The organism is Luteithermobacter gelatinilyticus, assembly GCF_005849285.1.
Classification (GTDB): domain Bacteria; phylum Pseudomonadota; class Alphaproteobacteria; order Sphingomonadales; family Emcibacteraceae; genus Luteithermobacter; species Luteithermobacter gelatinilyticus.
In genome coordinates, this window is sequence record NZ_CP040517.1 from 1,511,152 (window position 1) to 1,533,447 (window position 22,296).

The 22,296-nt window shown below is 50.7% G+C and carries 21 protein-coding genes, 1 tRNA gene and 2 pseudogenes; 14 read left to right on the top strand and 10 right to left on the bottom strand.

Annotation, left to right across the window (positions count from 1 at the left end; translation table 11 throughout):
• The first annotated feature begins 9 nt into the window (after nucleotides 1–9).
• The 4 genes and pseudogenes from recJ to thpR all read left to right on the top strand — a co-directional run bounded on the left by recJ (nucleotide 10) and on the right by thpR (nucleotide 4,742).
• Entirely contained in the window at nucleotides 10–1,821 is a 1,812-nt protein-coding gene (gene recJ, locus FE788_RS06825; protein ID WP_138379924.1) for a single-stranded-DNA-specific exonuclease RecJ, read from the top strand.
• A 104-nt stretch (nucleotides 1,822–1,925) separates the two neighbouring features.
• Nucleotides 1,926–2,001: transfer RNA gene (locus FE788_RS06830), tRNA-Glu, on the top strand.
• 340 nt (nucleotides 2,002–2,341) lie between these two features.
• A pseudogene (ggt, locus tag FE788_RS06835) lies at nucleotides 2,342–4,107 on the top strand (gamma-glutamyltransferase).
• A gap of 50 nt (nucleotides 4,108–4,157) precedes the next feature.
• Nucleotides 4,158–4,742, top strand: coding sequence for an RNA 2',3'-cyclic phosphodiesterase (gene thpR, locus FE788_RS06840; RefSeq protein WP_138379925.1), 585 nt, complete (start codon nucleotides 4,158–4,160; stop codon nucleotides 4,740–4,742).
• A gap of 66 nt (nucleotides 4,743–4,808) precedes the next feature.
• Here the strand turns inward: thpR and FE788_RS06845 are convergent, their stop codons facing one another.
• The 3 genes from FE788_RS06845 to FE788_RS06855 are packed head-to-tail and all read right to left on the bottom strand — an operon-like array spanning nucleotide 4,809 to nucleotide 5,997.
• Nucleotides 4,809–5,045, bottom strand: a complete 237-nt coding sequence (locus FE788_RS06845) for a DMT family transporter (RefSeq protein ID WP_138379926.1) — start codon at nucleotides 5,043–5,045, stop codon at nucleotides 4,809–4,811.
• 29 nt (nucleotides 5,046–5,074) lie between these two features.
• A complete protein-coding gene (locus FE788_RS06850) occupies nucleotides 5,075–5,719 on the bottom strand; it encodes a DMT family transporter (RefSeq protein ID WP_138379927.1) in 645 nt (214 codons plus the stop codon).
• Between the two features lie 8 nt (nucleotides 5,720–5,727).
• On the bottom strand, nucleotides 5,728–5,997 hold the full coding sequence (locus FE788_RS06855) for a hypothetical protein (RefSeq protein ID WP_138379928.1): 270 nt from the start codon (nucleotides 5,995–5,997) through the stop codon (nucleotides 5,728–5,730).
• A gap of 134 nt (nucleotides 5,998–6,131) precedes the next feature.
• Between FE788_RS06855 and FE788_RS06860 the strand changes: the two genes are divergently transcribed.
• The 4 genes from FE788_RS06860 (at nucleotide 6,132) to FE788_RS06875 (ending at nucleotide 10,325) form a co-directional block, all read left to right on the top strand.
• Nucleotides 6,132–6,500: a hypothetical protein gene (locus tag FE788_RS06860; RefSeq protein ID WP_138379929.1), complete on the top strand. Its 369-nt coding sequence runs from the start codon at nucleotides 6,132–6,134 to the stop codon at nucleotides 6,498–6,500.
• Nucleotides 6,440–8,515, top strand: a complete 2,076-nt coding sequence (locus FE788_RS06865; protein WP_138379930.1) for a putative bifunctional diguanylate cyclase/phosphodiesterase — start codon at nucleotides 6,440–6,442, stop codon at nucleotides 8,513–8,515. Before FE788_RS06860 ends, FE788_RS06865 begins: the two co-directional genes overlap by 61 nt.
• Nucleotides 8,516–8,664: 149 nt before the next feature.
• On the top strand, nucleotides 8,665–9,315 hold the full coding sequence (locus FE788_RS06870; RefSeq protein ID WP_138379931.1) for an OmpW/AlkL family protein: 651 nt from the start codon (nucleotides 8,665–8,667) through the stop codon (nucleotides 9,313–9,315).
• A gap of 278 nt (nucleotides 9,316–9,593) precedes the next feature.
• Nucleotides 9,594–10,325 (top strand): PhoH family protein, encoded by a 732-nt coding sequence (locus FE788_RS06875; protein ID WP_210414186.1) that lies wholly within the window; start codon nucleotides 9,594–9,596, stop codon nucleotides 10,323–10,325.
• Here FE788_RS06875 and FE788_RS06880 read toward each other — a convergent pair.
• Complete coding sequence (locus tag FE788_RS06880) at nucleotides 10,311–11,291, bottom strand: NAD(P)H-dependent flavin oxidoreductase (RefSeq protein WP_138379933.1); 981 nt, start codon at nucleotides 11,289–11,291, stop codon at nucleotides 10,311–10,313. The genes FE788_RS06875 and FE788_RS06880 overlap by 15 nt on opposite strands.
• A gap of 103 nt (nucleotides 11,292–11,394) precedes the next feature.
• Nucleotides 11,395–11,952, bottom strand: a complete 558-nt coding sequence (locus tag FE788_RS06885; protein WP_138379934.1) for a PadR family transcriptional regulator — start codon at nucleotides 11,950–11,952, stop codon at nucleotides 11,395–11,397.
• A gap of 205 nt (nucleotides 11,953–12,157) precedes the next feature.
• Here FE788_RS06885 and FE788_RS06890 point away from each other — a divergent pair, with 205 nt between their 5' ends.
• Nucleotides 12,158–12,346, top strand: coding sequence for a hypothetical protein (locus FE788_RS06890; protein WP_138379935.1), 189 nt, complete (start codon nucleotides 12,158–12,160; stop codon nucleotides 12,344–12,346).
• Nucleotides 12,347–12,381: 35 nt separating this feature from the next.
• Here FE788_RS06890 and FE788_RS06895 read toward each other — a convergent pair.
• Nucleotides 12,382–12,608, bottom strand: a pseudogene (locus FE788_RS06895) (DUF4170 domain-containing protein).
• A gap of 172 nt (nucleotides 12,609–12,780) precedes the next feature.
• Between FE788_RS06895 and FE788_RS06900 the strand changes: the two are divergent.
• On the top strand, nucleotides 12,781–13,323 hold the full coding sequence (locus FE788_RS06900) for a glycine cleavage system transcriptional repressor (RefSeq protein WP_138379936.1): 543 nt from the start codon (nucleotides 12,781–12,783) through the stop codon (nucleotides 13,321–13,323).
• Nucleotides 13,324–13,351: 28 nt separating this feature from the next.
• On the opposite strand, the gene FE788_RS06905 is transcribed toward FE788_RS06900, so the two are convergent.
• From FE788_RS06905 to FE788_RS06915, 3 genes are all read right to left on the bottom strand, one after another.
• Nucleotides 13,352–14,101, bottom strand: a complete 750-nt coding sequence (locus tag FE788_RS06905; protein ID WP_138379937.1) for an MlaC/ttg2D family ABC transporter substrate-binding protein — start codon at nucleotides 14,099–14,101, stop codon at nucleotides 13,352–13,354.
• Between the two features lie 177 nt (nucleotides 14,102–14,278).
• Nucleotides 14,279–14,662: a c-type cytochrome gene (locus FE788_RS06910; RefSeq protein WP_138379938.1), complete on the bottom strand. Its 384-nt coding sequence runs from the start codon at nucleotides 14,660–14,662 to the stop codon at nucleotides 14,279–14,281.
• A gap of 36 nt (nucleotides 14,663–14,698) precedes the next feature.
• The gene (locus FE788_RS06915; RefSeq protein ID WP_138379939.1) at nucleotides 14,699–16,228 is read right to left on the bottom strand and encodes an alanine/glycine:cation symporter family protein; all 1,530 of its coding nucleotides are present in this window, start codon (nucleotides 16,226–16,228) and stop codon (nucleotides 14,699–14,701) included.
• 211 nt (nucleotides 16,229–16,439) lie between these two features.
• Here FE788_RS06915 and spbR point away from each other — a divergent pair, with 211 nt between their 5' ends.
• Nucleotides 16,440–17,558, top strand: coding sequence for a SpbR family protein (spbR, locus tag FE788_RS06920; protein WP_138379940.1), 1,119 nt, complete (start codon nucleotides 16,440–16,442; stop codon nucleotides 17,556–17,558).
• A 111-nt stretch (nucleotides 17,559–17,669) separates the two neighbouring features.
• Here the strand turns inward: spbR and FE788_RS06925 are convergent, their stop codons facing one another.
• Nucleotides 17,670–20,219, bottom strand: coding sequence for a hypothetical protein (locus FE788_RS06925; RefSeq protein ID WP_138379941.1), 2,550 nt, complete (start codon nucleotides 20,217–20,219; stop codon nucleotides 17,670–17,672).
• Between the two features lie 342 nt (nucleotides 20,220–20,561).
• Here FE788_RS06925 and FE788_RS06930 point away from each other — a divergent pair, with 342 nt between their 5' ends.
• From FE788_RS06930 to FE788_RS06940, 3 genes are all read left to right on the top strand, one after another.
• On the top strand, nucleotides 20,562–21,080 hold the full coding sequence (locus tag FE788_RS06930; protein WP_138379942.1) for an Mpo1 family 2-hydroxy fatty acid dioxygenase: 519 nt from the start codon (nucleotides 20,562–20,564) through the stop codon (nucleotides 21,078–21,080).
• Between the two features lie 120 nt (nucleotides 21,081–21,200).
• Complete coding sequence (locus FE788_RS06935; RefSeq protein ID WP_138379943.1) at nucleotides 21,201–21,752, top strand: response regulator; 552 nt, start codon at nucleotides 21,201–21,203, stop codon at nucleotides 21,750–21,752.
• Nucleotides 21,745–22,257 carry a hypothetical protein gene (locus FE788_RS06940; protein WP_138379944.1) on the top strand — a complete coding sequence of 171 codons (513 nt, stop codon included), beginning with the start codon at nucleotides 21,745–21,747 and terminating at the stop codon, nucleotides 22,255–22,257. Before FE788_RS06935 ends, FE788_RS06940 begins: the two co-directional genes overlap by 8 nt.
• The last annotated feature ends 39 nt before the right edge of the window (nucleotides 22,258–22,296 follow it).

A 22,296-nucleotide genomic window follows, 5' to 3' on the forward strand; every position in this document is an offset into this window, starting at 1 on the left:
ATCTCACAGATGAGACAAAATGCTGCCACAGGGCAGGAGGACTTCCTGCTCGGCGTGGAAAAATCCGTCACCGGGCGCGCCTGGAAAACCCGGCCTGCCGAATTTCGCGTTGTGCAGGCCATCGCCCAGGCGCAAGGCGTGCCGGAAATTGTGGCGCGGGTGGTGGCCGGACGAGGGATTGGTATTGAAGAGGCAGAAGCCTTCCTGAATCCTACCCTCAGAGCCGCCCTCCCGGACCCTTCCCTGTTCCAGGATATGGACAAGGCCTGCGCCCGGCTGGCCGATGCAGTCATCAAGAATGAAAAAATTGCTGTTTTCGGGGATTATGATGTGGACGGGGCCACGTCATCTGCCTTGTTCAAAAGGTTTTTACGGGCCGTGGGGCGGGACTGCCTGATTTATATTCCCGACCGGTTGCGTGAAGGCTATGGGCCCAACAGCGCCGCTCTGCTTGGGTTGAAAGAACAGGGCGTTGATCTTGTTGTCACCGTGGATTGCGGCATTGTTTCTTTTGAACCGCTCCAGGCCGCCCAAGAGGCGGGACTGGAGGTCATTGTTGTGGATCACCATCAGGCAGAACCCCACCTGCCGGCTGCCGTCGCCGTGGTAAACCCGAACCGCCTTGACGAACCGGGCGGCTATGGCCAACTGGCGGCCATTGGGGTGTCGTTTCTGGTTATTGTGGGACTCAACCGGGAACTGCGCCGGCGCAACTGGTATGCTCAGCAAGGCTTTCCGGAACCCGATCTAATGCAATGGCTGGATCTTGTAGCACTGGGAACAATTTGTGACGTGGTGCCGCTGACTGGTGTTAACAGGGCGCTGGTCGCCCAAGGACTGAAGGTCATGGCGCGACGGGACAACCCGGGTTTGCGGGCGCTTGCGGATGTGGCAGGCCTTCGGGAAACGCCGGGGACCTATCATGCCGGCTTCTTGATAGGGCCGCGGGTTAATGCCGGGGGGCGTGTGGGACGGTGTGACGCCGGAAGCCGTATTCTCAGCACCGATGACGAAGAAGAGGCCCGGCAATTGGCCGACGAATTGCACCATTATAACATGGAACGACAGGCTATTGAGCAGGCGGTGCTCGAACAGGCCCAGAATCAGATTGCCGCACGAATTGGCCCGGCGGGAGAAGTGCCGCCGGTGATCATCACTCACGGGCAGGGGTGGCATCCGGGCGTGATTGGCATTGTCGCCGGTCGCTTGAAGGAATTTTATCAGCGCCCCACCTTTGTCATCGGCCTGGATGATGAGGGAATCGGCAAAGGATCAGGGCGGTCGATTCCCGGAGTGGACCTGGGAGCGGTTGTCACCGCAGCGCGCCAGCAGGGGATTCTGATCAATGGCGGCGGCCATGCCATGGCTGCAGGATTAACCCTGGCCTCGACCCGGCTGAAGGAATTGGAAACTTTTCTTGCGAGCCGTCTGGCGGCTCATGTAACAGAGGCATTGAGTGGCTTGTCCCTGAAGTTAGACGGGGCGCTGGCTGCCGAAGCGGTCAAACCGGAATTGGTGGAACTTTTGCAGCAGGTTGGCCCCTACGGACAGGGCAATCCCCAGCCACGCTTTGCGCTGGCACAGATGAAGGTGCGTTTTGCAACGGTGGTGGGCCAGAATCATGTCAAATGTGCCCTTCAAGGCCCGGACGGCGCCACCGTTAAGGCAATCGCCTTCCGTTGCGCTGACCAGCCGCTCGGGCAGTTGATTCTGAATAAGGTCGGCCAGCGGATCCATGTGGCCGGAACCCTAAAAAATTCCCATTGGAATGGGCAGGTTTCGGCGGAGCTGTTTATTGAAGATGCGGCTGAAACGCTTTGAAAATTAAAACCTTGCGGGCCTTTTGCGGAAAAAATTATTTTTTTGGGAAAAAGGTGTTGACCATCGGCGAGGATATGTTTAGAAACCACCTCACCGAACACGACGGCCCCTTCGTCTAGCGGTCTAGGACGCCGCCCTTTCACGGCGGAAACACGGGTTCGAGTCCCGTAGGGGTCACCAACTTTTTGTAAAAGAATGAAAAACAGGCTCAATCTGGAGTCTGTTTTCTTTTTTTATAAAGACTTAAAAAAACTCTCTCACATTTTGCTTTAACTCTACTATCTCCTTAGAATGAATTGAGCCAACCTCTTCACAATTCACTCTAAAAAAATAATAATTCCTGAACCAAAGCGGCGATCAAAAAAATTCCGAAAAACCGTAAAGGGAAAAAGGGGATGTTGTCGGCGTGTGGTTTTGTGGTTAAGTTAGGCAAATTTTACTGTAGAGTGAATTGAGCCAATCTATCCACAATTCACTCTAATCATCACACTATCCCGTTCATCACAGGACAGGCGACACAATGTTTTTTTTCCTGAAAGATAACAAGTTCACCAGAACACTTTCCTCATTTCTTACGGTTTTTGGTTTTTCCCTTGTTTTTGGCTTTATGCCTGCCGGACAGCTTCTCGCAGAGCGTCAGGCTGCAATTATTGATTATTCCTCGATTCATCATCCTGTGGTGGGTCGTGAGGGCATGGTGGTCAGTCAAAGCCGCCTGGCCAGTGAAGTTGGGGCAGAAATCCTGCGCAAGGGGGGAATGCAGTGGATGCCGCCGTTGCCGTAGGGCTGGCGTTGGCGGTCACTTTGCCGCGGGCCGGCAATCTGGGCGGCGGCGGATTCATGATGGTCTATCTGGCTGAAGAACAGAAAACCATTGCCATTGATTACCGCGAAATGGCACCCAAAGCCGCACACCGGGATTTGTTTCTCAATAAAAACGGCAATGTGGACCATAAAAAGGCCCGTTTCAGTCTGTTGTCTGCCGGTGTCCCGGGAACCCCGGCCGGCCTGCATCATGCACTTCAAAACTATGGCACGATGAGTTGGCAGGAAGTAATCGAACCGGCCATTGAGCTAGCCGAAAAAGGTATCACGGTAAGTTTTGACCTGGCCCATAATCTGAAAAGCCGTTTGCATCTGCGGTTTTATAAAGCCACATGTGAGGCGTATTTCAAAACGGATTGTGCCCCTTATGAGGCCGGCGAAACGCTGATTCAGGAAGAACTGGCCTGGTCACTGACCCAGTTGCGCGATCATGGCCCTGACGCCTTTTACAAAGGTGCCATTGCTGATAAGATTGTGGCGGAAATGAAACGTTCGGGCGGTTTGATCACCAAAGAGGATCTGGCCGCCTATACCGTACGGGAAAGGGAGCCGGTGCAGGGAACCTTCCACGGTTATGACATTATATCCATGCCGCCCCCAAGCTCTGGCGGGGTGCATATTATTCAGATGCTCAACATGCTGGAACAGTTTGATCTGGAAAAAACCGGCCCCAACAGTGCCGCCACCATTCATATCCTGGCCGAAGTCATGAAACGGGCCTATGCAGACCGCAGCAAATACCTGGGGGATCCGGATTTCACGGAAGTGCCAGTAAAGGGCCTGACACACAAGGCTTATGCCAGGGAACTTGCCGCCCAAATCAGGGCCTGCTGTATCACGCCATCTTCAGACATTCAGCCGGGGGCGGCATCAAAATATGAAAGCCCCGACACCACCCATTATTCCGTCATGGATAAATGGGGCAATGTGGTCTCCAACACCTATACCCTGAACTTTTCCTATGGCTCCGGCATTACTATTCCGGGCACGGGGATTTTGATGAATAATGAAATGGATGATTTCTCCGCCAAACCGGGCGTGCCGAACGCGTTCGGCCTTCTTGGGGGAGACGCCAACGCCATAGAACCCGGCAAAAGACCACTCAGTTCCATGACCCCCACCATTGTGCTCAAGGACGGCAAACCCTATCTGGTGACCGGCAGTCCCGGCGGCAGTCGCATTATTTCGACCGTATTGCAGACGCTGATTAATGTTTTGGTGTATGATATGAATGTGGCTGAAGCCGTTTCCCGGCCGCGGATGCATCATCAGTGGATGCCGGATATATTGTTTGTGGAGCCGGGATTCAATCCGGACACACTCCATTTGCTTGAAAAAATGGGGTATACTTTAAGACAGACATCCACTATGGGCAGCGTACAATCCATCCAGTACAGGGACGGATTGTTCTTCGGTGGATCCGATCCCCGCCGGCCCGGTGCGGGGGCTGTTGCTCCCTGACCCGGGATAGGCCCATCTGGTCATCAATTTTGTCTGAACTGTCAATACCAATGCCGGAACAGCCCCCCGTCAGGGAGAGCACTATCAGAGCCTTCATCGCCATCCCGCTAGCGGATCAGGCAAGGGAGATTCTGAAACAACATGTTCTGCCGGCCAAAAAGACGCTGAAGGACAAGAATATTCGTTGGGTCCCGCCGGCCAACTATCATGTGACACTGGCATTTCTGGGGTCAGTTCCGGAAGCTGGGCAGGAGGATATTGAGGCAGTTATAGAAAAAGTTTGTCATGGGCGGGAGGTATTTAACGTGCACGTCAATGCTGCCCGGCCGTTTCCCAGCGAACGGAAAGCCCGGCTTTTTGCAGCGGAAATTACGCCTTCTGACCCGTTATCTCGGCTTCAGGCTGCGCTCCGTTGCGCGCTTGACGCCCACGGCTACAAGATGGAAGACAAACGTTTCCGGCCCCATGTCACCCTCGCCCGTCTGAAACGGCCAATGGCTCTGTCAGGAGCAGTGGGAGATGCAGGATTTCCCATTGCCTTGGCTGTTAACAGGGTCTGTCTGTATAAAAGTGAGACCCACCAAACCGGCGCGGTTTATACTTGTCTGCGGGATGTCGTCTTTAGAGTGAATTGAGCCAATCTATTCACAATTCATTCTATATCGACACCCTTATATCGGCACCGGGGGACAGCCCCGGGGTCAGCTCTGGCGACGATTGGCCTTACGATCCAGAAAAACACTGAGATAGAAGCCGGCAAAAATGAAAAACTGCCCCGTCACCTGATAGGGTTGCAGGCGGTCGCCAAGAATTACATAACTCAGGAGTGCTACAAAAATCGGCATCATATAGAAAAAAGTCGCTGCGACCTGGGGACCAACAACGGCGACACCATTGTTCCAGAAATAAAAGGCAATAATGGACGGGAAAATCCCCATATAAAGAATGATGCCAATATTTTGCGTATTCAGCTCAATTCCCCCACAACAAGAAATTCCACTATATAAAAAGGCACCATCAAAGCGAGGCCGGCCACCACCAATACTGTCAGAAATGCCAGTGGTGGCAGCTCGGTCAGGGGATTTTTGATCAGTAGAACGCTGTAAAGTCCCCAGCAAAAGACAGCAAGCAACATCCAGAGGTTGCCAGGACTGGCTCCTATTGAAAGAAGATTGCCGGGTGTTCCCTGGCTGAGCAGAATCATGATGCCGATAAATGCCACGGCCAGACCGGCAAGCTGGTGGCGGCTTGGTTTTTTTCCCAAAACCAGCCAAGCTAGGAAAAATGTGGCAACCGGGCTGAAGGTCTGGATCATGTTGAGACTGATGACTGCGGCGGAATGCGCGCTAAGATACAACAAGGCATTAAAAATGCTGATCGACAGCGCCGCTTGAAACAGGACATATTTCCAGGCCCGAAGAATGGCCTGTTTGTGCTCCAGCAAAGTTCGATAGGTCAGAGGCAGAAGGATCAGTGCTGCTACCCCCCAGCGCCAGAAATTTCCGGTGATGGGCGGAATAGTGTTGTTCATCAGACTGGCTGCGATATAATTACCGGCCCAGCACAGGATTGTGGTGGTCAGCCCTAAATAGGCGGTAAGACGAAGTGACATGGATCGTATCAGTGTTGAGTATTTTGAGAAGATGTCGAGCTAACGGTGGCTTTTTCCAGCGCTTCGGCAGCTTCGCCATAAATCCTCCCTTCCAGGGAAAGCTCAAGAAAGCGTATATAATCCTTCTCGTTGGTGATTTTTTCGCGGGCCACGGAAATGATTTCCAGAGAAGACGATGCCTCAAGCTGATATGTCTGGATAAGCGTGAGCATTTCCGCGCTGATTCTGTCCAGCTCCTGGCGGATGGCGGTGAGGGTAAGTTCACTGGCTTTCAGCATGCTGCAATCCCGTCACATATATGGAACACATAAGTCCGCGTTCCCGGAAGTTTTGATTTTATTTACATTTTTCCGCTAAATATATTCATAACCAACCAAAAAGGCTGGGACATGTATAAACCAGGCATTCATTAATGACAACGTCGTTATCATTCCGGACACTGAGTGAAAAGCTGTCTCTGCTGGAAGAGCAAGGGAAGGGGGGGCACCCCTTCGACACCAAAGCCATACTGCTCAGACAACTGGCCTTTCTGGAAAAAGCCATGCTGCCTGCCGCGGTCAGCAGCCTGGTAATTGGTGTAATTTTTCTCAGCATTATCGCGCCGAGGGCTGACACTGTGGTGCTGGCGGTCTGGTATGCATGTCTGGTTCTCGCAGTGGTTCCCCGGTTTTTTCTGTCGCTTCTGAGGACCCGTTTCAGTTTTGAAAAGAAACCCTATTTTTGGCTGGGGATCTGCATCACCTCTTTCTCTCTTTCGGGGTGGTGTGGGGAAGTTCGCTGATTTTTGCACAAGAACCCGAGCCTGCCGCCAATTTTTACCTGGTTCTTGCCATGCTAGCCGGCCTCGGATGTGTGGCCGTGATCGCGGGGGCGGCACACAAATTCGTCATCTGGGCCTTTTTGGGGGCGATTTCCCTGCCGACCCTGGGGTTTATTTTTGCAACACCTTATGTTCCCTCATTGGCTATGGGATTGTCGGTTGTCATTTATGTTCTGGTGATTGGATATTGCGGGCATTTGGTTAATGACCTGTTGGTGAAAACGCTGACGCTGCAATATAAAAACCAGAAACTGAACCATGAAATTTCCGCGCTTTTGAACGACCATTATGAATCCCTGGAAAGCTTGCGGTTTCTGGTCAACCGCATGGGCTCCGGCGTTGCCATGTTTGATCAGAAAAATAACCTGGTCACCTGGAACAAGGCCTATGAAGATATTTTTGGCTATCCGAAAGACTTTCTTCAGCCAGGTGTTCCCTTGCGGGAATTGCTGGAATGGTATCTTAGCCGATTCGACAAAAACAAAGTCGAGATCAAAGCAGAAATCGCAAAAATCCTTGAAAAGCTAGATCGCGGCCGAAAGAAAAAATTCCTGAACACTGAATTTGATCTGCCGGATGGACGAATATATGATTTAAGAATAGATTATCTGCCCGATGGGGAAACCATTTACAGCTTCTCCGATGTCACGCATCGGGCCAAGGCCAGCACAGATGCGCTGGTTAAGATGACACAGCTTGATCCCCTGACCAGCATGCCCAACCGTTTGATGTTCCGGCGGGAGCTGAAAAAAAGACTGTTGCGTTCGGAAACAACGGGACGGCCCATCGCCATTCTTCTGGTCAATATAGACACCTTTAAGACCATTAACGAGATGTACGGCCATGCCACGGGGGACCGGGTCATCGTCCAGATGGGAGAAAAGTTGTGTTCGTTGGCAGAGCAAGACGATTTTGTTGCCCGCTTTGGTGGTGATGAATTTGCTGTGATTACGCAGCGCCTTACCACAAAGGACAAAGTCCTGGAATATGCTCGACAGGTGCAAAACAGCTTTCGTCAACCGATGAAACTTGGGGGGAAAGAAATCATTCTCGAACTTTCCATCGGGGCCACTCTCTATCCGGACGATCAGGGAAGCCCCGATCAACTGGTCCGCAATGCGGGCATTGCTTTAGGTAAGGCAAAACAGGAAGGCGGAACTGCCATCGTGATGTTCAATTGGCATATGCAGGAAGAACTGAAAGACAAAACCACGCTGGTGACGGATATCCGCACCAGTATGGAAACCAGTCAGTTTGTTCTGCATTACCAACCCCAGATTGACCTGAAAAGCCGGCAGATATGCGGGGTTGAGGCCCTGATGAGGTGGAATCATCCGCAACGCGGTTGGATTTCGCCGGGAGAGTTTATCCCGCTTGCGGAATGGTCAAAACAGATTATCCCGTTGACTGAACAACTTTTGCCGGAAGCCTGCATCCAGGCCCAGGTCTGGGCCGCACAGAGAATAAAGCCGGTGCCGATTTCCGTGAATATTTCCCCAATGCATTTTCATGATAAGGGATTTGTGGACTTCGTGCGTGAATGTCTTGAGGAAGCTTCTTTGGCGCCGGAACTTCTGGAGTTGGAGATTACCGAAGGTATTGTGATGAGCAAAACCGAAGATGTGATGTCCACATTGCGGGGGTTATCGGAGCTCGGGGTCCGGTTGTCCATTGATGATTTTGGCACCGGGTATTCATCCCTGACTTATCTGCGCCGCTTGCCCATCAGTAAACTCAAGATAGATCAGGCATTTGTGCGCGACATGATACAGGAAAAAGAAGCCCAGTCTGTTATTGAAGCCATCATCCGGCTGGGGCACAGTTTTAATCTTGAAGTGATTGCCGAGGGCATCGAAACGGCCGAGCAGCTTAAGATGCTTGCTGCCATGAACTGTGATCAGGCGCAGGGATTTTATATTGGACGCCCGCTTTCCGCGGCCGATATAACCGAATGGATCAGAACACATTCCGGATGAAACCATTTCCCACTGATGCGCGAGCAGGGGCGTTCGTGCAGGGCAGACCAGGACTGACCTAGATCAATTTTTTTGCTGACGCATATCAAGGTTTGTTTCTTCTGAAACTGTTAAGACTCACTCATTAACAGTAAGAGAGGAAACACCTAATGAAAAAATCTATCCTGAAGACGGCCGGCATTGCCGGAGCAACTCTGATCTGTCTGATGTCTTCAACTGCAATTGCCAAGGAAGCCGGGGACTGGCTGGTCCGGGCCCGCGGTGTTCTAGTCACGCCTGATGCCGGGGGCACCACGTCCATTGGTGGTGAGGTGGATATTGACAACAGCGTCGTGCCGGAACTGGATTTTACTTATTTCATCACGGACAATATCGGTGTCGAACTTATTTTGGCGACCACTAAGCATAACCCGGTGGTCAAGAACTCTGATCTTGGTGAAGTTCCCTTGGGCAGTGTGTGGTTGTTACCGCCGACGCTGACTTTCCAATATCATTTCGCTCCCAAAGAAGCCTTTAGCCCTTATGTGGGGGCTGGTGTGAATTATACATTTTTCTACAGCGAGGACACCTCCGAGGCTTTGGAAGGGCTTGGCATGACCAAAATCAATTATGATGACGGGTTTGGATTTGCCCTTCAGGCCGGTTTTGATTATGCCATCAACGAAAAATGGTCCTTTAACGTGGACGTTAAAAAGGTCTGGCTGAATACAGAAGTTTCTATTGCCAATGGCGCCGTTACAGCAGCGGATGTGGACATTAATCCGTGGCTGATCGGGGTCGGCTTCGGCTACAGTTTCTAAGAAACTTTGGTGACAGACGGGAGAAGGAATTTACTTTGCCTGGCAAAAGCGATAAACTTGTCCCGTCAACCTGATGAGAAAGGACTGCCAGGGGTGATAGTGAGAAGACCACCACGAGCGAGAATTCCGGATCCCGGTCCCGAGCTTATGTCCTTTCTTGTGTCAAAAAGCAACAATCAGCGCCTTCCTTTCGAGGAAGGCGTTTTTTGTTGTGTCTTCTCGCCTTTTCCTGTCCAACAAGATGAATGGAGACTGTAATGGGTAAAAGAGCCAGGCGTATGCGCAAAACTTCTGAGCATCAGAATATTCATAGCTCAAATATCCGACCTTTGTATCGGGAAGCGGCCTGGGACCCGCTCGATTCTGAGGAACAGTCGCGAGACAAGAGATACATTCGCAAAATAAAACCTCAAAGCGACAACCAGCAGCAGCTTCTGGAAGCAATTGACAGCTACAATGTTGTGATGGCGATCGGACCGGCTGGGACGGGAAAAACCTATCTGGCGGTGGCCAAGGGTGTAGAAGCACTGGAAGCCGGAGAGGTTAATAAAATCATTCTGTGCCGCCCCGCAGTGGAAGCGGGAGAAAGTCTGGGATATCTGCCGGGCGCGGTGGATGAAAAACTCGCGCCCTATTTGCGGCCGCTATATGATGCGCTGAGCGACCGCATGGGACTCAGAAAACTGAAAAAATATCTCCATGACGGCACCATCGAAATTGCTCCGGTCGCCTATATGCGCGGCAGAACCCTGAACAATGCCTATATCGTGGTGGATGAAGCGCAGAATTGCACCTATGGCCAGATCAAAATGTTACTGACCCGTTTGGGGTGGCAATCCACCATGGTTATGACAGGCGACCCGGGCCAGACAGATCTGCTTAACGGCCTGTCCGGACTTGCGGATATTGCCAATAAACTGGCCGGACTGGATGACGTGGCGGTGATCCGGCTGAAAGACAAGGATATCGTCCGTCATCCGCTGGTTGCGGCCATGTTAACCGTAATCTGACGAAAGAGGCAGAAGGCTTTCACGGGCGTTCACATATTCACGTCGTAATTGTTCAACAAGGGCCGCCGTGGTGGGAGCGTCCTTGATGCTCCCTAGTCCCTGGCCGGCGCCCCAGATATCACGCCAGGCTTTGGCCTTGCTGCCGCCACCACTGCCAAAATTCATTGTGTTCTTATCGGCTTCCGGCAGGTCGTCCGGGTCAAGGCCCGCCGCATGGATACTGGGTTTCAGATAATTCCCATGGACGCCGGTAAACAGGGAGGAATACACAATATCCTGCGCGTAATGGTCAATTAACATCTTCTTATAGGCCGGGTCAGCATTGGCTTCTTGGGTAGCGATGAACCGTGTGCCCATATAGGCGAGGTCAGCGCCCATTGCCTGGGCTGCCAGAATACTGCGCCCTGTGGAAATGGCGCCAGCCAGAAGAATCGTGCCGTCAAAAAATTCCCGAACCTCCTGGACCAGCGCAAAAGGGCTTAAGGTACCGGCATGTCCGCCAGCGCCTGCGCAGACCAGGATCAGCCCGTCAACCCCTGCCTCAGCAGCTTTGCGGGCGTGACGCAAACTGATCACATCATGAAACACCAGCCCCCCATATTCATGCACCGGGCCGACGATTTTGTTCGGCGCCATCAGACTGGTAATAATGATCGGCACTTCATGTTTGATACAGAGATCCAGGTCATGCGCCAGCCGGTCATTGGAATGGTGTATGATCTGATTTACGGCAAATGGTGCAACCTTTTTGTCCGGGTTGTCACGTTGATAATCCGCCAGTTCTCTTTTGATGCGCCACAGCCAGTCATCCAGCATTTCCTTGGGCCGGGCATTCAAAGCCGGGAAGGATCCGACGATTCCGGCTTTGCATTGCTCAATCACTAGATCCGGGTTGGAAATGATAAACATGGGGGAGCCGATCACGGGGAGTGTTAGGCTGTTTTCAAGGATTTTCGGTAACGCCATAAAAATCTCCATATATCTTAAAGATATATTAGAGGCAAATAAAAGATATGTCAATATGGCTCGCCCGGGGCATCCTCAAAAGGAAGGAGGGGACGAGTTTGGTTTAATTTTTGTTATTTTTTAGAAGCTGAATGGTTTCTTTGGCCCATTCAATATTCATGCGGGTTCCTTTGATGCCATAGTTAAGGGTTGCGCTAAGGTAGGTCATGCTGGTGACAGGTTGATTTGTTTGATCTGGCAAGGTCCGGTGGAAGCCCTCAAACATTTCAAGACGTTGTTTTTCATGTTCAAGAAAGTCTTGCAGATGTTTCAGGCTGGTTTCTACCCCGACATTATGGCCGAAAAATAGTTTGAGAAGGAGTTCGTTTCTATAGCCGCCATAATCGGCATTCTGTTTGATCCAGTCGGCCAATACGGCGCGTCCTTTGTCCGTGATGGCATAGCGCTGACGTTTGCGGGAGGAATGGGGGTCGGGGGGAAGTTTTTCTGCATATCCATCTTCAGCCAGTTTTTTCAGCATGGGGTAAATCTGGCCATAACTTTCGCTCCAGAAAAAACCAACACTTTTTTCAATGGCTTTTTTGATGTCATAGCCGGAACGGGGTTTGCTGGCAAGGAAACCCAAGATAGCGTAAACGGTTCTGCTTTTTCTTGTATTCATGAAACATCCGATTTTTCTAGAAAAATAACGCAATCACAATCAAAGAACAAACAGAACCGTCCGTCGGCGAATTCTTAAGGACGGGAAAATGTGAATATTCCGGAAAATATCATATTAATGTCACTTAAGATAAATCTGTCGGTCACAAATCAGGGATAGTTCTTTCCGTGATGAATAATATTCAATGTTTCAAAGGAAAGGTCCCATGACGTCTATCATTCCCCATTTGCTTCAGGATGACGAAGCCGCCTCACGTGTTGCCCGAGTTTTGTTACGCCATGTCAGGCCCCGAACCAAAGATGAGGCCCTGCATCTTCTGGACAGCAAACTGGGGGTTTATTTACAGGACAGAACCTCCCTGTCAAAGGAAGTTGATCAATATTTCAGGCCGTAACCCGATTGAGGATTGATCAACTTCCCAACAGACCGTTATGAGTTATCCTGCCCCGGTTCCAAAAGTCGATGCAGATGAACCACCACATATTTTGTCATGGCGTCATCTACACTGGCCTGGCTGGCACCTTTCCAGGCTTCTTTGGCCTTTTGATAGTTTGGAAAAATGCCAACAATATCCAGTTTGCTGGTATCTACAAATTCCAGACCTTCCGGGTCCTTGACTTTTCCCCGAACACAAGATGCAACAATTGTTCTGACATACCTTCACCTTCGTGTTGAATACACTTGTCATGCGCGCAGCTTTTCCAAAAATTCGGAATCCGGCTATGGCGCTCTTGTTTTATTTCGGTTATTTTCTAGAGTAAATGATGATGAGATTGACCCTAGAATAACGCACCGCCTTCAATAGCCTGTATCAGGATAATTCGCAATATGTCAAAAGCACCGTATACCACCGTTTTGATTTCCATTGTCAGCCCGGATCAGGTTGGTCTGATTGCTGCCGTTGCCGGACGGCTGTTTGAACTCGGGGTTAACCTGGCTGACACATCATTTGCCCAGTTAGGGGAGGGATGTGAATTTTCCTGCGTGGCGGAAATTCCGCTTGAGTTGTCGAGCCGGCAGCTTCAACAGGAATTACAATCTCTGGACTGTCTTGGAAACGCCGATGTGCTGGTGACGGATTTCCGATTCTCCACCGATAAGAATGAGGGTTGTGAAGTCACCCATATTATAGATGTCAGTGGTGGCGATCAGCCGGGGTTGGTGGCGCGTCTTGCAGAAGCCTTTATCGACTATGATGCCAATGTGGTCCATATGCATTCCACGCGCCGTTCCGCTCCGGAAGGCAAAGGAACCTATCATACCACCTTTGCCATATCTGTGGACAAAGCACGTGAGGAAGCCTGTCTGGCGGCCATATACAATACGGCAAGCCAGCTCCAACTGACCTGCCGTCATGAAACAGTGCAATAAACCTGGGCCATAAACCTGGAAATGGGGGTCAATCCAGTCTTTTTTTCTGGTTCATGTCGGGGGCTTCGACTTTATGCACTTCCTCTTCTTCGTCAGTATCCAGTTTGCCTTCAATAATGTCTTTCATATACTGGTTGAGGCCACTCATTCCGCTGTCCAGAACCCGTGAGGTAAAGTCATCACGCTGGGTACGGGCCATACTGATTCCTTCAATTTTAATGTCCAGAATTTTGTACCCACTGTCCCCATAGGGGCGAACCCGCCAGTCCACATCAAAGGTTTCGTTTTTGTCGTCAATCACCTGGCTACGGATAAACAAATCCTTGCTGCCGTGAGGAATGATCCGGCCGATGACAATATCTTTGGTTTCCAGCTTGCTCAGCCGTGTGGCATACACTTTGATCAAAAATTCTGGGAACAAATCATGATAAGTCTGAAGCTCCTGCGGTGTGGCTTTTTTCCGATGTCGGCCAAGCACCAGTTGACCGATCTTGTCAACGGCAAAACCATCATGCAGTATTTCCCTGAAATGCTGCTCTCTCTCTTCCTGTGGCATATCTGCATCACGCATGACTTCCAGAGCCCGCGCTGTGATATTTTCGATAAACCGGAGCGCTTCCTGCTGGTTGGCCGCATCCTGATTGTCTGTATTCTCAGCAAAAGCTTTGTGAGCGACAAAAAACGCAATCACCACAAACAGGGAAGACAGAGCGAAACCGATCCCTGTCCGAAAAGGAGAGGCTGTGGCAGTTTTGACCTTTGCCCGCTGAAGACGCATTTAATAAATCCTTCCCGTATATTGAGACTGAAGTATCCCGTCAAATCATGACCGAATGATGGCATATCATGTATGAGTTGGTGAGCAATATTCAAGAGAGTCAGAAAAAAGAACACAGCAAAAAGGGTTCCCTTAATGCTGGAACCCTTTTGCCGTTCAGAGATGTTTTGGACTGATTTAATCACTCAGGGATTTCAGATAAGCAATGACATCATCCCGTTCTTTTTCCCGTCTCAGGCCCGGAAAGGCCATTTTGGTTTTGGGAATAACTTTACGGGGGCTTTCCAGGTATTTATGCAGGTTTTCTTCTGTCCAGACTAAGTCGGAAGAAGCCATGGAAGAGGAATATTTATATCCTTCCACGGCGCCAGCTTTACGGCCCACTACGCCATAAAGGTTGGGACCGACCCTGTTTTTGCCGCCTTTATCTACGGTATGACAAGCCTGGCATTTCCGGAATACTTTCTTGCCGGCTGCCGCATCGCCTTCGGCATGCGCCACAGGCACAAGCGCAAGCGGGGAAAGAGCCGCGATAAGAACAAAACGAACTAATAATTTCATGATTGAGGTCCTTTCTTAAAAATACGCAACAATAACTCAGGCCTTGTTTCCCACGGGAGAGAGTTCTCCGCTTCTAATCCGATCCAGGAAAGAATTCAGTTCTTGTTTGACGACGGGCGCCAGGAGCACGACGCCAATCACATTGGGAATCGACATGGCGAAGATGGCTGCGTCGGAAAAATCGACGATTTTGCCCAAAGGCATCGTGGCACCAATGACCGTGACGATACAAAAGATGATTTTATACGTCATATCCATGGATTTGGTCCGTCCGAACAAGAATGTCCAGGATTTGAGGCCATAATATGACCAGGTAATCATCGTGGAAAAAGCAAATAACAGCGAGGCGACAGCCAGCACAATGGGGAACCAGTCAATAACGGTTGCAAAGGCATTGGATGTCAAGACCACCCCATTGGCATCACCGGCCTGATAGACGCCGGTAATCACAATCACAAGTGCCGTGGTTGTACAGACAATCACTGTGTCAATAAACGGCTCCAGCAAAGCCACAAGCCCTTCGGTGACAGGATATTCCGTCTTTACGGCGGAATGGGCAATGGGGGCGGACCCCACGCCGGCCTCGTTGGAGAATGTCGCCCGGCGCATTCCCTGGATCATCACCCCGATAATTCCGCCATACCCGGCTTCTGGTGTGAAGGCCCCTGCCAAAATAGTGGCGATGGCGTCGGGGATCAGGGCATTGAACTTGAACATAATGGCAAAAGCGGCCAGCATGTAAATGGCACACATTAGCGGAACAAGTTTGGATGTGACTGAGGCGATAGAGCGAATGCCGCCGATAATCACCACGGCCACCAGGCTCGCAACAACAACGCCAAATAGCCAGCGGTACTCGCTTAGCGGGCTGTTTTCACCACCGGTAATATTGATAAATTGTTCCAGGGCCTGGCTGATCTGAAAAATATTACCGCCCCCAAACGATCCGAAAATGCAGAACACAGAAAAAAGCCCGGCCAGGAAAAGTCCTATTTTGGGAAATCCTTTTTCGGCCAGGCCTTTTTTCAGATAGTACATCGGGCCGCCATAGACCACCCCCTGAGCATCAATTTCACGGTATTTCACCCCCAGCGTACATTCCGTGAATTTGGATGACATGCCCAGAAGCCCGACCACGATCATCCAGAATGTGGCCCCGGGCCCGCCCAGGCTGATGGCCACAGCCACCCCGCCAATATTGCCAAGCCCCACGGTGCCTGATAGGGCGGCGGAAAGTGCCTGAAAATGGCTGACTTCGCCGGCATCCTCTTTCTTGGTGTAAAGTCCCCGGACAATCCTGAGGGACAAGGCAAATCCGCGGATATTGATAAAGCGAAAATAAAGTGTGAAAAAAATCGCCGCTGAAAACAGCCAGACTACGATAACGGGTAGATCATTGCCGGCGATGGTGATGGAACTGAAAATCAGACTGGAAAACGTGTCGGTAAACGGGGCTACAGCGTTGTTGATTGACTGGTCAAACTCCCTAAAATCCAGTGCGAGAGCCGGCAGCACGCTAAACAGATACAAAACCGGGCTCATAATCAATAGTAATGTTTTTTTCATTGAATAGTCTTTCTCATCCCCTGATATTTTTCTGATTAATGACAGATGTTATAGCGCAAATTAACGTGAGTTTAACCACTTTTGTTGAAAATGTGACAAAGTAAAGCGCTAGGAACAACTTATTTTGCTTTCAATCTCTTGTGATGATGCATCGTGTATTTTCTAAAGGGCTGAAAACAAATATCTTTCATTAATAAAGGCGTGAGTTTCAATGACGACCAATCTGACCAATGCTGACGTGCGCAAACTGCTTGAGGATCCATCTGCGGAAAATCGTGCCGAAGCAGCCCAGAAAGTAAGCACCCATTTTTCCTCCGGCAAGATGACAGAGGCCGAAAGAAAAATTGCTGAAGACATCTTCAAGCTTATGGTTAAGGATGCGGAAATTCGGGTGCGTCAGGCCCTTTCTGCCAGCCTGAAGGATAACCCGGATATTCCCCGTGATGTGGCGGTCACACTGGCCAGCGACGTGGAAGAAGTGTCGCTGCCGATCCTGGAATTTTCAGAGGTTCTGACAGATGAGGACCTGATGGAACTGGTGGCCGGCAGCAGCGCCGAACGGCAGAAGGCTATTGCTCGGCGCAATAATCTGTCTGCGGATGTGGCGGATGCCATAGTTGAAAACAGTGACGACGAAGAGGTGGTGGCAACTCTCGTTGGAAATGAAACCGCGGCGCTGCGGGAAAACACCATGGAAAAAGTGCTGGACAAGTTCGGCGAAAGCGAAAAGGTCAACACGCCGCTGGCCCAGCGCGGCCAGCTTCCGTTGAAAGTCGCCGAACGGCTGGTTTATCTGGTGTCGGAAAAAGTTCGGGATCATTTGATGACCCATCATGAAATGTCGCCAGACATGGCAATGGATCTGCTGCTGAGCGCCCGGGAACGGGCAACCATCAGCCTTCTTGGCGATGGTGCCGATGTGATGGATGTGCGCCAGCTTGTTGATCAGCTTTATGACAATGGCCGTCTTACTCATACGTTGATCCTGCGGGCCCTGTGTATGGGCGATCTGGTGTTTTTCGAGGCGGCGATGGCCAAGTTGTGCCGTATCCCCGTCAGCAACGCCTATAAACTTATCCACGACCGGGGAGATCTCGGACTGAATGCCGTCTTCAAGCAAGCCAAAATGCCCGAAGGTTTGCATCCTCTGATCAGAGCGGCTCTTGACGTGGCAAAGGATATGTCTGTGAGTGCCGGTGAAGACAGAGAACGTTTCCGCAGCCGGATGATTGAGCGGGTTCTCACCTATTGCGAAAACGATGTGGACCCGGAAAATCTGGATTATTTTATCACCAAACTTGGAAATTCGGGAGCATCAGAAGCGGCCTGATGTTTTAAGACCGATTGCAAACAAGAAAAATCCCGCTGGTGAAAAGCGGGATTTTTTGTTCAAGAACCAGGAGAAAGTCAGGGTAGTTTCTTGATAAGGGCTCTGCTGCGCTCAGGACAGACGCCCAAGAGCCTGGGCAAGGGCCAGGTAAACTTTCCCCGCATCAGAAGAAATAAGGGCCACGCTGAAGGCTGCATTAGCGCTGTTGCCCATGACTCTGGACATCAGGTCCTCAAAGGTTTCAATATATTCCTGCACATGATGACGGAAGTCCGGCTCTGCCTTGCATTTCTCAGCAATTCTGGTGACGGTTTTTTTGTCAGCAACCTTTTTCAGACGACGCAAGAAAGCGTTTTTGTCACCGTTCACATAAAGTTTCCATAACTCGTCTGTTTCTTCTTCTTCAAGATAGCGCCCGATATCAATGGCGGCAGACTGAAGCTGTTCCATCACTCGTGAGGCAAGGGGGGCAAAACCACTGCTGGTTCTCTGCCCCAGCCGTTTTTCAATATTTTCGGCATCAGCAATAATGCTTTTGCTGGACATTTGTATGGCATTGATCAGTTGTTGGAAGTTCTGATTATGCTGATCAATGGCCTTGTTGGTTTCATCCGCCGCCTCAATAGCACTGGCAGAGGCCAGATAAATGCTCTCGGAAGCATGCATCAGCTCGTCGGCAAGGCGTTTGATGTTGCCTTCCGCGGTATCTGACACTTGATGATTTTCCTGCTCCAGAGTCTTGATGCGCGCAACAAGATCGTTCAGCCGCTCTAGTGTATCGGCACATTTTGCGTCAATGTGTTCTGCTGATCTGTGCCAGTCCTCACTTAAGCGCCCGGCTGTTTCTTCTACGGCGTGCAGATGGTCGCTCATACTGTCTTCTGCTGTCTGAAGTTCATGAAGCGCAGAGGCCGTTTTCTGGCGCATTTCTTCCATTTTATGGGCCAGCTGTTCTGTTTGCGCAATCAGGCTGTCGACCACCTGCTGGCCATGACTGCCCAGATCGCTGGAGCGTTCCTTCAGAGCGCCAAGGGCTTTTTCCAGGGCCTCAGTCACCAATGTGATATTGTGGGACAGCGTTTCCTGCTGGGTACGAAGCTGTTGTTCGGAACGGCGCATCTGATCGCGGAACCGGCCTGACAGGTCTTCAAATTGGCTGGTATGGTGTGCCATATGATCAAGGGTTTGCTCAAGGTGCTCCGCATTGCCCACAACGGTTTTGTGAATCTTACCGGAATGCTGTTCAAGATGTTGTAAGGCTTCTGCCATCTGACGGGTGAGAGTGTCATTATTCTCATTTAGAATGTTTCTGATTTCCTCACCTTGTTTTTTCAATCCTTGCCGGATGATTTCGGCCTGTTCCTCAAGCGCTTCCTGGGCATCCGAAATTCGTGCTGCCAGAGAGTGCTGGAGGCTTTCGCTCTGAGTGCTGAGCTTGTGGCTGGTCTGTTCAACCAGATGATCCAGATTTTGTGTGAAATCCGTGATCATTTGTCTGATGTGGTCTGCCTTGGAGGTCAAGGCCTCGCTCATTTCTTCAATATCGTCTTTACTGCGCCCAGTGACTTCCGCAAAGATACGTCCCATATCCTGCGCATGGATCTTGAAACTTTCTCCGGCTTCAGCCGTTTGAGCCAGGGCATGTGCTGCTGCGGCAGACAGCTCATGGGCCTGTTCGCGAATCAGGGCGGTAAGCTTGTCACTGTCGGTGACAGACCTGCCGGTTATCTCCTGGATGGTCTTGGCCTGGTCGTCCAGTTTCTGGCAAATTTCTTCGGTTCTTCCGGCCAGGCTGTCTACGCTTTCGGCCAGGGCATCCCGTTTGTCATCAAGTTGTGTTATCAGTGTTGTCAAACGATCTTCCGTATTCGTTGTCTGCTGATCAACCCTGTCACTCAGCTGATACAGCTTATCCCCGATAGCATTAAGCCGCTCTTCAATCTGCGCCGCCTTTTCGTCCAGAGTTTTTTTCTGGAAAACCATTTCGTTACTGACTTTCTCGGAATTTTTCCGGGTCAGATTGGTAATGCTTTCACTATCGAACTTCAACTGACTAAACAGCGTTTCCAGCTCCTTGACATGTTCAGTGATATCAGCGGCAAGCGTGGCGAGAGCCTCCCGTTCCCGGCTGAGCAATTCTTGAAACCCCTGCGCCTTGCTTTCTGCGGTGGTAGTCGCCTCGAACAGGGCAGAGATCTGCTCTTGAAAACGGGATTCCAGGTCACCGATCCGGCTTGTGGCGATATCCCCGGCGGCCTCTACACTGGCGATTTGTTTGTGAAGGTCAGCGACGATGATTTCGATACGTCTTTGAGCCATATCGAGCGGGGATAGCAAAGCCTCCAGGCCATGGGACAATGCAGCCTGTTCTTCGCGTACTGGGTTGAGCCGTAAAAAGGCTATGGTGACCATCCAGATGACAATCAAAGGCAGCATCGCGCCGCTCACAAGGCCGGCAATTTCATATAGCGGCATCCGGTCCAGATTGCGCTCGGACAGGATAAAGAGTGTGACACAGGCCCCGATCCACAACGCACTGAGCCCGCCCGATATCAGAATGGAACGATATGTTTTTATCCAACTGTTTTGTCCTTGCGGCGCTGACGTCTCAGGGCCGGCTTTACGCAGGGACGACGGATGCGGCGTCACCACATGGTCCATGTTTTTTTCCTGTGAGCTTGTTTCTTTCTGGTCAGGCTTGATTGGTGTCTGGTCGCTCATACGCTGCCTAATTTCTGAAATGGAGGGTCCCAACGAAAGGGCGCATTCTAACAGGCCCTTTCCGCGGCCGCAATATAACGGCCGACAAATGTTTATTGTACATACCAGATCCACAGCCCCACGCAGACCCCAGGCTTTTGCCGGGTATGGGGCCTTCTCTGACAGAGATAACCTTTGGGGAATCCGGTTTTTTGTTATAGTGTTCTTCTATTCTTCATATATGCCTGGCGAGAGCTTCAATCATAAAAAACGAAACCAAAAAATAACGGAACAGGTGAGGCAATGCGAAATTTTTTTATTGACCAAATGGCCATGTATTCGGCCTATCATACAGACCGGCGCAACCAACTGACCCATTATATAGGGGTGCCGTCAATTGTTTTTTCCCTGTTTATCCTACTATCCTGGGCCTCGCTCATGCAGGTGGGAGACATTGCCGTGAGCGCGGCGATGATATTTCTTGCCGTGATTTTGATTTTTTATCTACTTTCCGATTTTCTGATCGGCGTGATTGCCGCCTTGATATATATACCACTGTTGTATCTGGCCGATTATCTTTTTCCCCTGCCATCCCCCGAAGGGTGGGGAACTTTTGCGGTTCTCTTTATCGGGGGGTGGGTCTTTCAATTATGGGGGCATGTTTATGAGGGGCGAAAACCGGCTCTTCTGGACAATCTTTTTCAGATTTTTATGGCCCCGGCTTTCCTGATCGCCGAAGTTCTGTTTTCGCTGGGGGGGTGCCAGAGGCTAAAAGCACAGATCCAGGGCAGAATGACGAAATATACCGCAACGGGGCGCTGATGCTGGGGAAACCAGCATGCTTTCCCGTGGCGGCGGAAAAAAACCAAAAGTTTAGATTTTTTTTACCCTGTTTCGGGACTATGGGATATCAAAACAGGTAGTCAAAGGTAAAAGCATATTATGCAAACTCTGGATCTGAGCCGGATCAGTATTTTGGTGGTTGAAGACAGTCCGTTTATCCGTTCCCTAATTGTGAACAGCCTGCGGGTCCTGGGGGTTGGCACCGTGAAATCCGTAGATGACGGCGGAGAGGCCATAGAAGTTATCAAGGGCGTGGCCAATGACCCCATAAAGGCGGGCATGATGAATGTGGACATTGTTATCTCCGATTGGGAGATGTCGCCGGTCAACGGCATGATGCTGCTGCGTTGGATCAGGCGCCACAAAGAATCTCCCGATCGTTTCATGCCGTTTATTATGCTTACAGGATATTCGGAACCTAGTAGGGTCCAGGAGGCGCGGGATATGGGCGTGACCGAATTCATGTCCAAGCCGTTTTCTGTCAAGGCGCTGGCGGATAAACTGTATTCCGTCATCATGAAACCCCGCCAGTTTGTTCACACCAGTACTTATTTCGGTCCGGACCGCCGCCGGCAGGCCATTCCCATAGAAGGAGAAGACCGGCGCCGCTTAACAGAAGACAGTGAAGAAGTGGAGGTGGTTAATGGCTAAACCGGTTCGTGTGCGTTATTACCGCCTGAAAAATCGATTGAAAGAAAAAACCGCGGGGCTTGGCAAGGTCAATGCGGAAGATGTTTCCTTTGATGACGAGTTGTTAATGAAGGCGGAAGAAGCGCTTCAGGAAATGGCCGAGGATTATCCTGACTGGGTTTCCTCCCTCATTAACCAACTGGCCGAAGAACATCGGCGCTGTGTGGACAGTCCGGAAACCCGCAAGGCGCATTTTGAAAGAATTCATGCCATTGCCCATGACATGAAAGGGCAGGGGGGCACATTCGGTTATCAACTGATCACGGATTTTGCCGATGGGTTGTATAATTTTACCGGCCCCAATGCCGGGCAGACTGACAGTCACGTGGAAATCATCAAAGCCCACATCGACGCCATGCGGGTTGTGATCCGCGAACGTATTGACGGCGACGGGGGAGAAATCGGCAACGAATTAAAAGAATCCCTCACTCAGGCGATTGAAAAATACAGCAGCAAAACAGCATAACATTTAGAGTGAATTGCACATAGGTTGGCTCAATTCACT

Excerpts from the sequence above, each read along its gene's own strand:
- recJ (WP_138379924.1), top strand. The coding sequence starts at position 10 with ATGAGACAAAATGCTGCCACAGGGCAGGAGGACTTCCTGCTCGGCGTG.
- thpR (WP_138379925.1), top strand. The coding sequence starts at position 4,158 with ATGCCGGAACAGCCCCCCGTCAGGGAGAGCACTATCAGAGCCTTCATC.
- FE788_RS06845 (WP_138379926.1), bottom strand. The coding sequence starts at position 5,045 with ATGGGGATTTTCCCGTCCATTATTGCCTTTTATTTCTGGAACAATGGT.
- FE788_RS06850 (WP_138379927.1), bottom strand. The coding sequence starts at position 5,719 with ATGTCACTTCGTCTTACCGCCTATTTAGGGCTGACCACCACAATCCTG.
- FE788_RS06855 (WP_138379928.1), bottom strand. The coding sequence starts at position 5,997 with ATGCTGAAAGCCAGTGAACTTACCCTCACCGCCATCCGCCAGGAGCTG.
- FE788_RS06860 (WP_138379929.1), top strand. The coding sequence starts at position 6,132 with ATGACAACGTCGTTATCATTCCGGACACTGAGTGAAAAGCTGTCTCTG.
- FE788_RS06870 (WP_138379931.1), top strand. The coding sequence starts at position 8,665 with ATGAAAAAATCTATCCTGAAGACGGCCGGCATTGCCGGAGCAACTCTG.
- FE788_RS06875 (WP_210414186.1), top strand. The coding sequence starts at position 9,594 with ATGCGCAAAACTTCTGAGCATCAGAATATTCATAGCTCAAATATCCGA.
- FE788_RS06880 (WP_138379933.1), bottom strand. The coding sequence starts at position 11,291 with ATGGCGTTACCGAAAATCCTTGAAAACAGCCTAACACTCCCCGTGATC.
- FE788_RS06885 (WP_138379934.1), bottom strand. The coding sequence starts at position 11,952 with ATGAATACAAGAAAAAGCAGAACCGTTTACGCTATCTTGGGTTTCCTT.
- FE788_RS06890 (WP_138379935.1), top strand. The coding sequence starts at position 12,158 with ATGACGTCTATCATTCCCCATTTGCTTCAGGATGACGAAGCCGCCTCA.
- FE788_RS06900 (WP_138379936.1), top strand. The coding sequence starts at position 12,781 with ATGTCAAAAGCACCGTATACCACCGTTTTGATTTCCATTGTCAGCCCG.
- FE788_RS06905 (WP_138379937.1), bottom strand. The coding sequence starts at position 14,101 with ATGCGTCTTCAGCGGGCAAAGGTCAAAACTGCCACAGCCTCTCCTTTT.
- FE788_RS06910 (WP_138379938.1), bottom strand. The coding sequence starts at position 14,662 with ATGAAATTATTAGTTCGTTTTGTTCTTATCGCGGCTCTTTCCCCGCTT.
- FE788_RS06915 (WP_138379939.1), bottom strand. The coding sequence starts at position 16,228 with ATGAAAAAAACATTACTATTGATTATGAGCCCGGTTTTGTATCTGTTT.
- spbR (WP_138379940.1), top strand. The coding sequence starts at position 16,440 with ATGACGACCAATCTGACCAATGCTGACGTGCGCAAACTGCTTGAGGAT.
- FE788_RS06925 (WP_138379941.1), bottom strand. The coding sequence starts at position 20,219 with ATGGACCATGTGGTGACGCCGCATCCGTCGTCCCTGCGTAAAGCCGGC.
- FE788_RS06930 (WP_138379942.1), top strand. The coding sequence starts at position 20,562 with ATGCGAAATTTTTTTATTGACCAAATGGCCATGTATTCGGCCTATCAT.
- FE788_RS06935 (WP_138379943.1), top strand. The coding sequence starts at position 21,201 with ATGCAAACTCTGGATCTGAGCCGGATCAGTATTTTGGTGGTTGAAGAC.
- FE788_RS06940 (WP_138379944.1), top strand. The coding sequence starts at position 21,745 with ATGGCTAAACCGGTTCGTGTGCGTTATTACCGCCTGAAAAATCGATTG.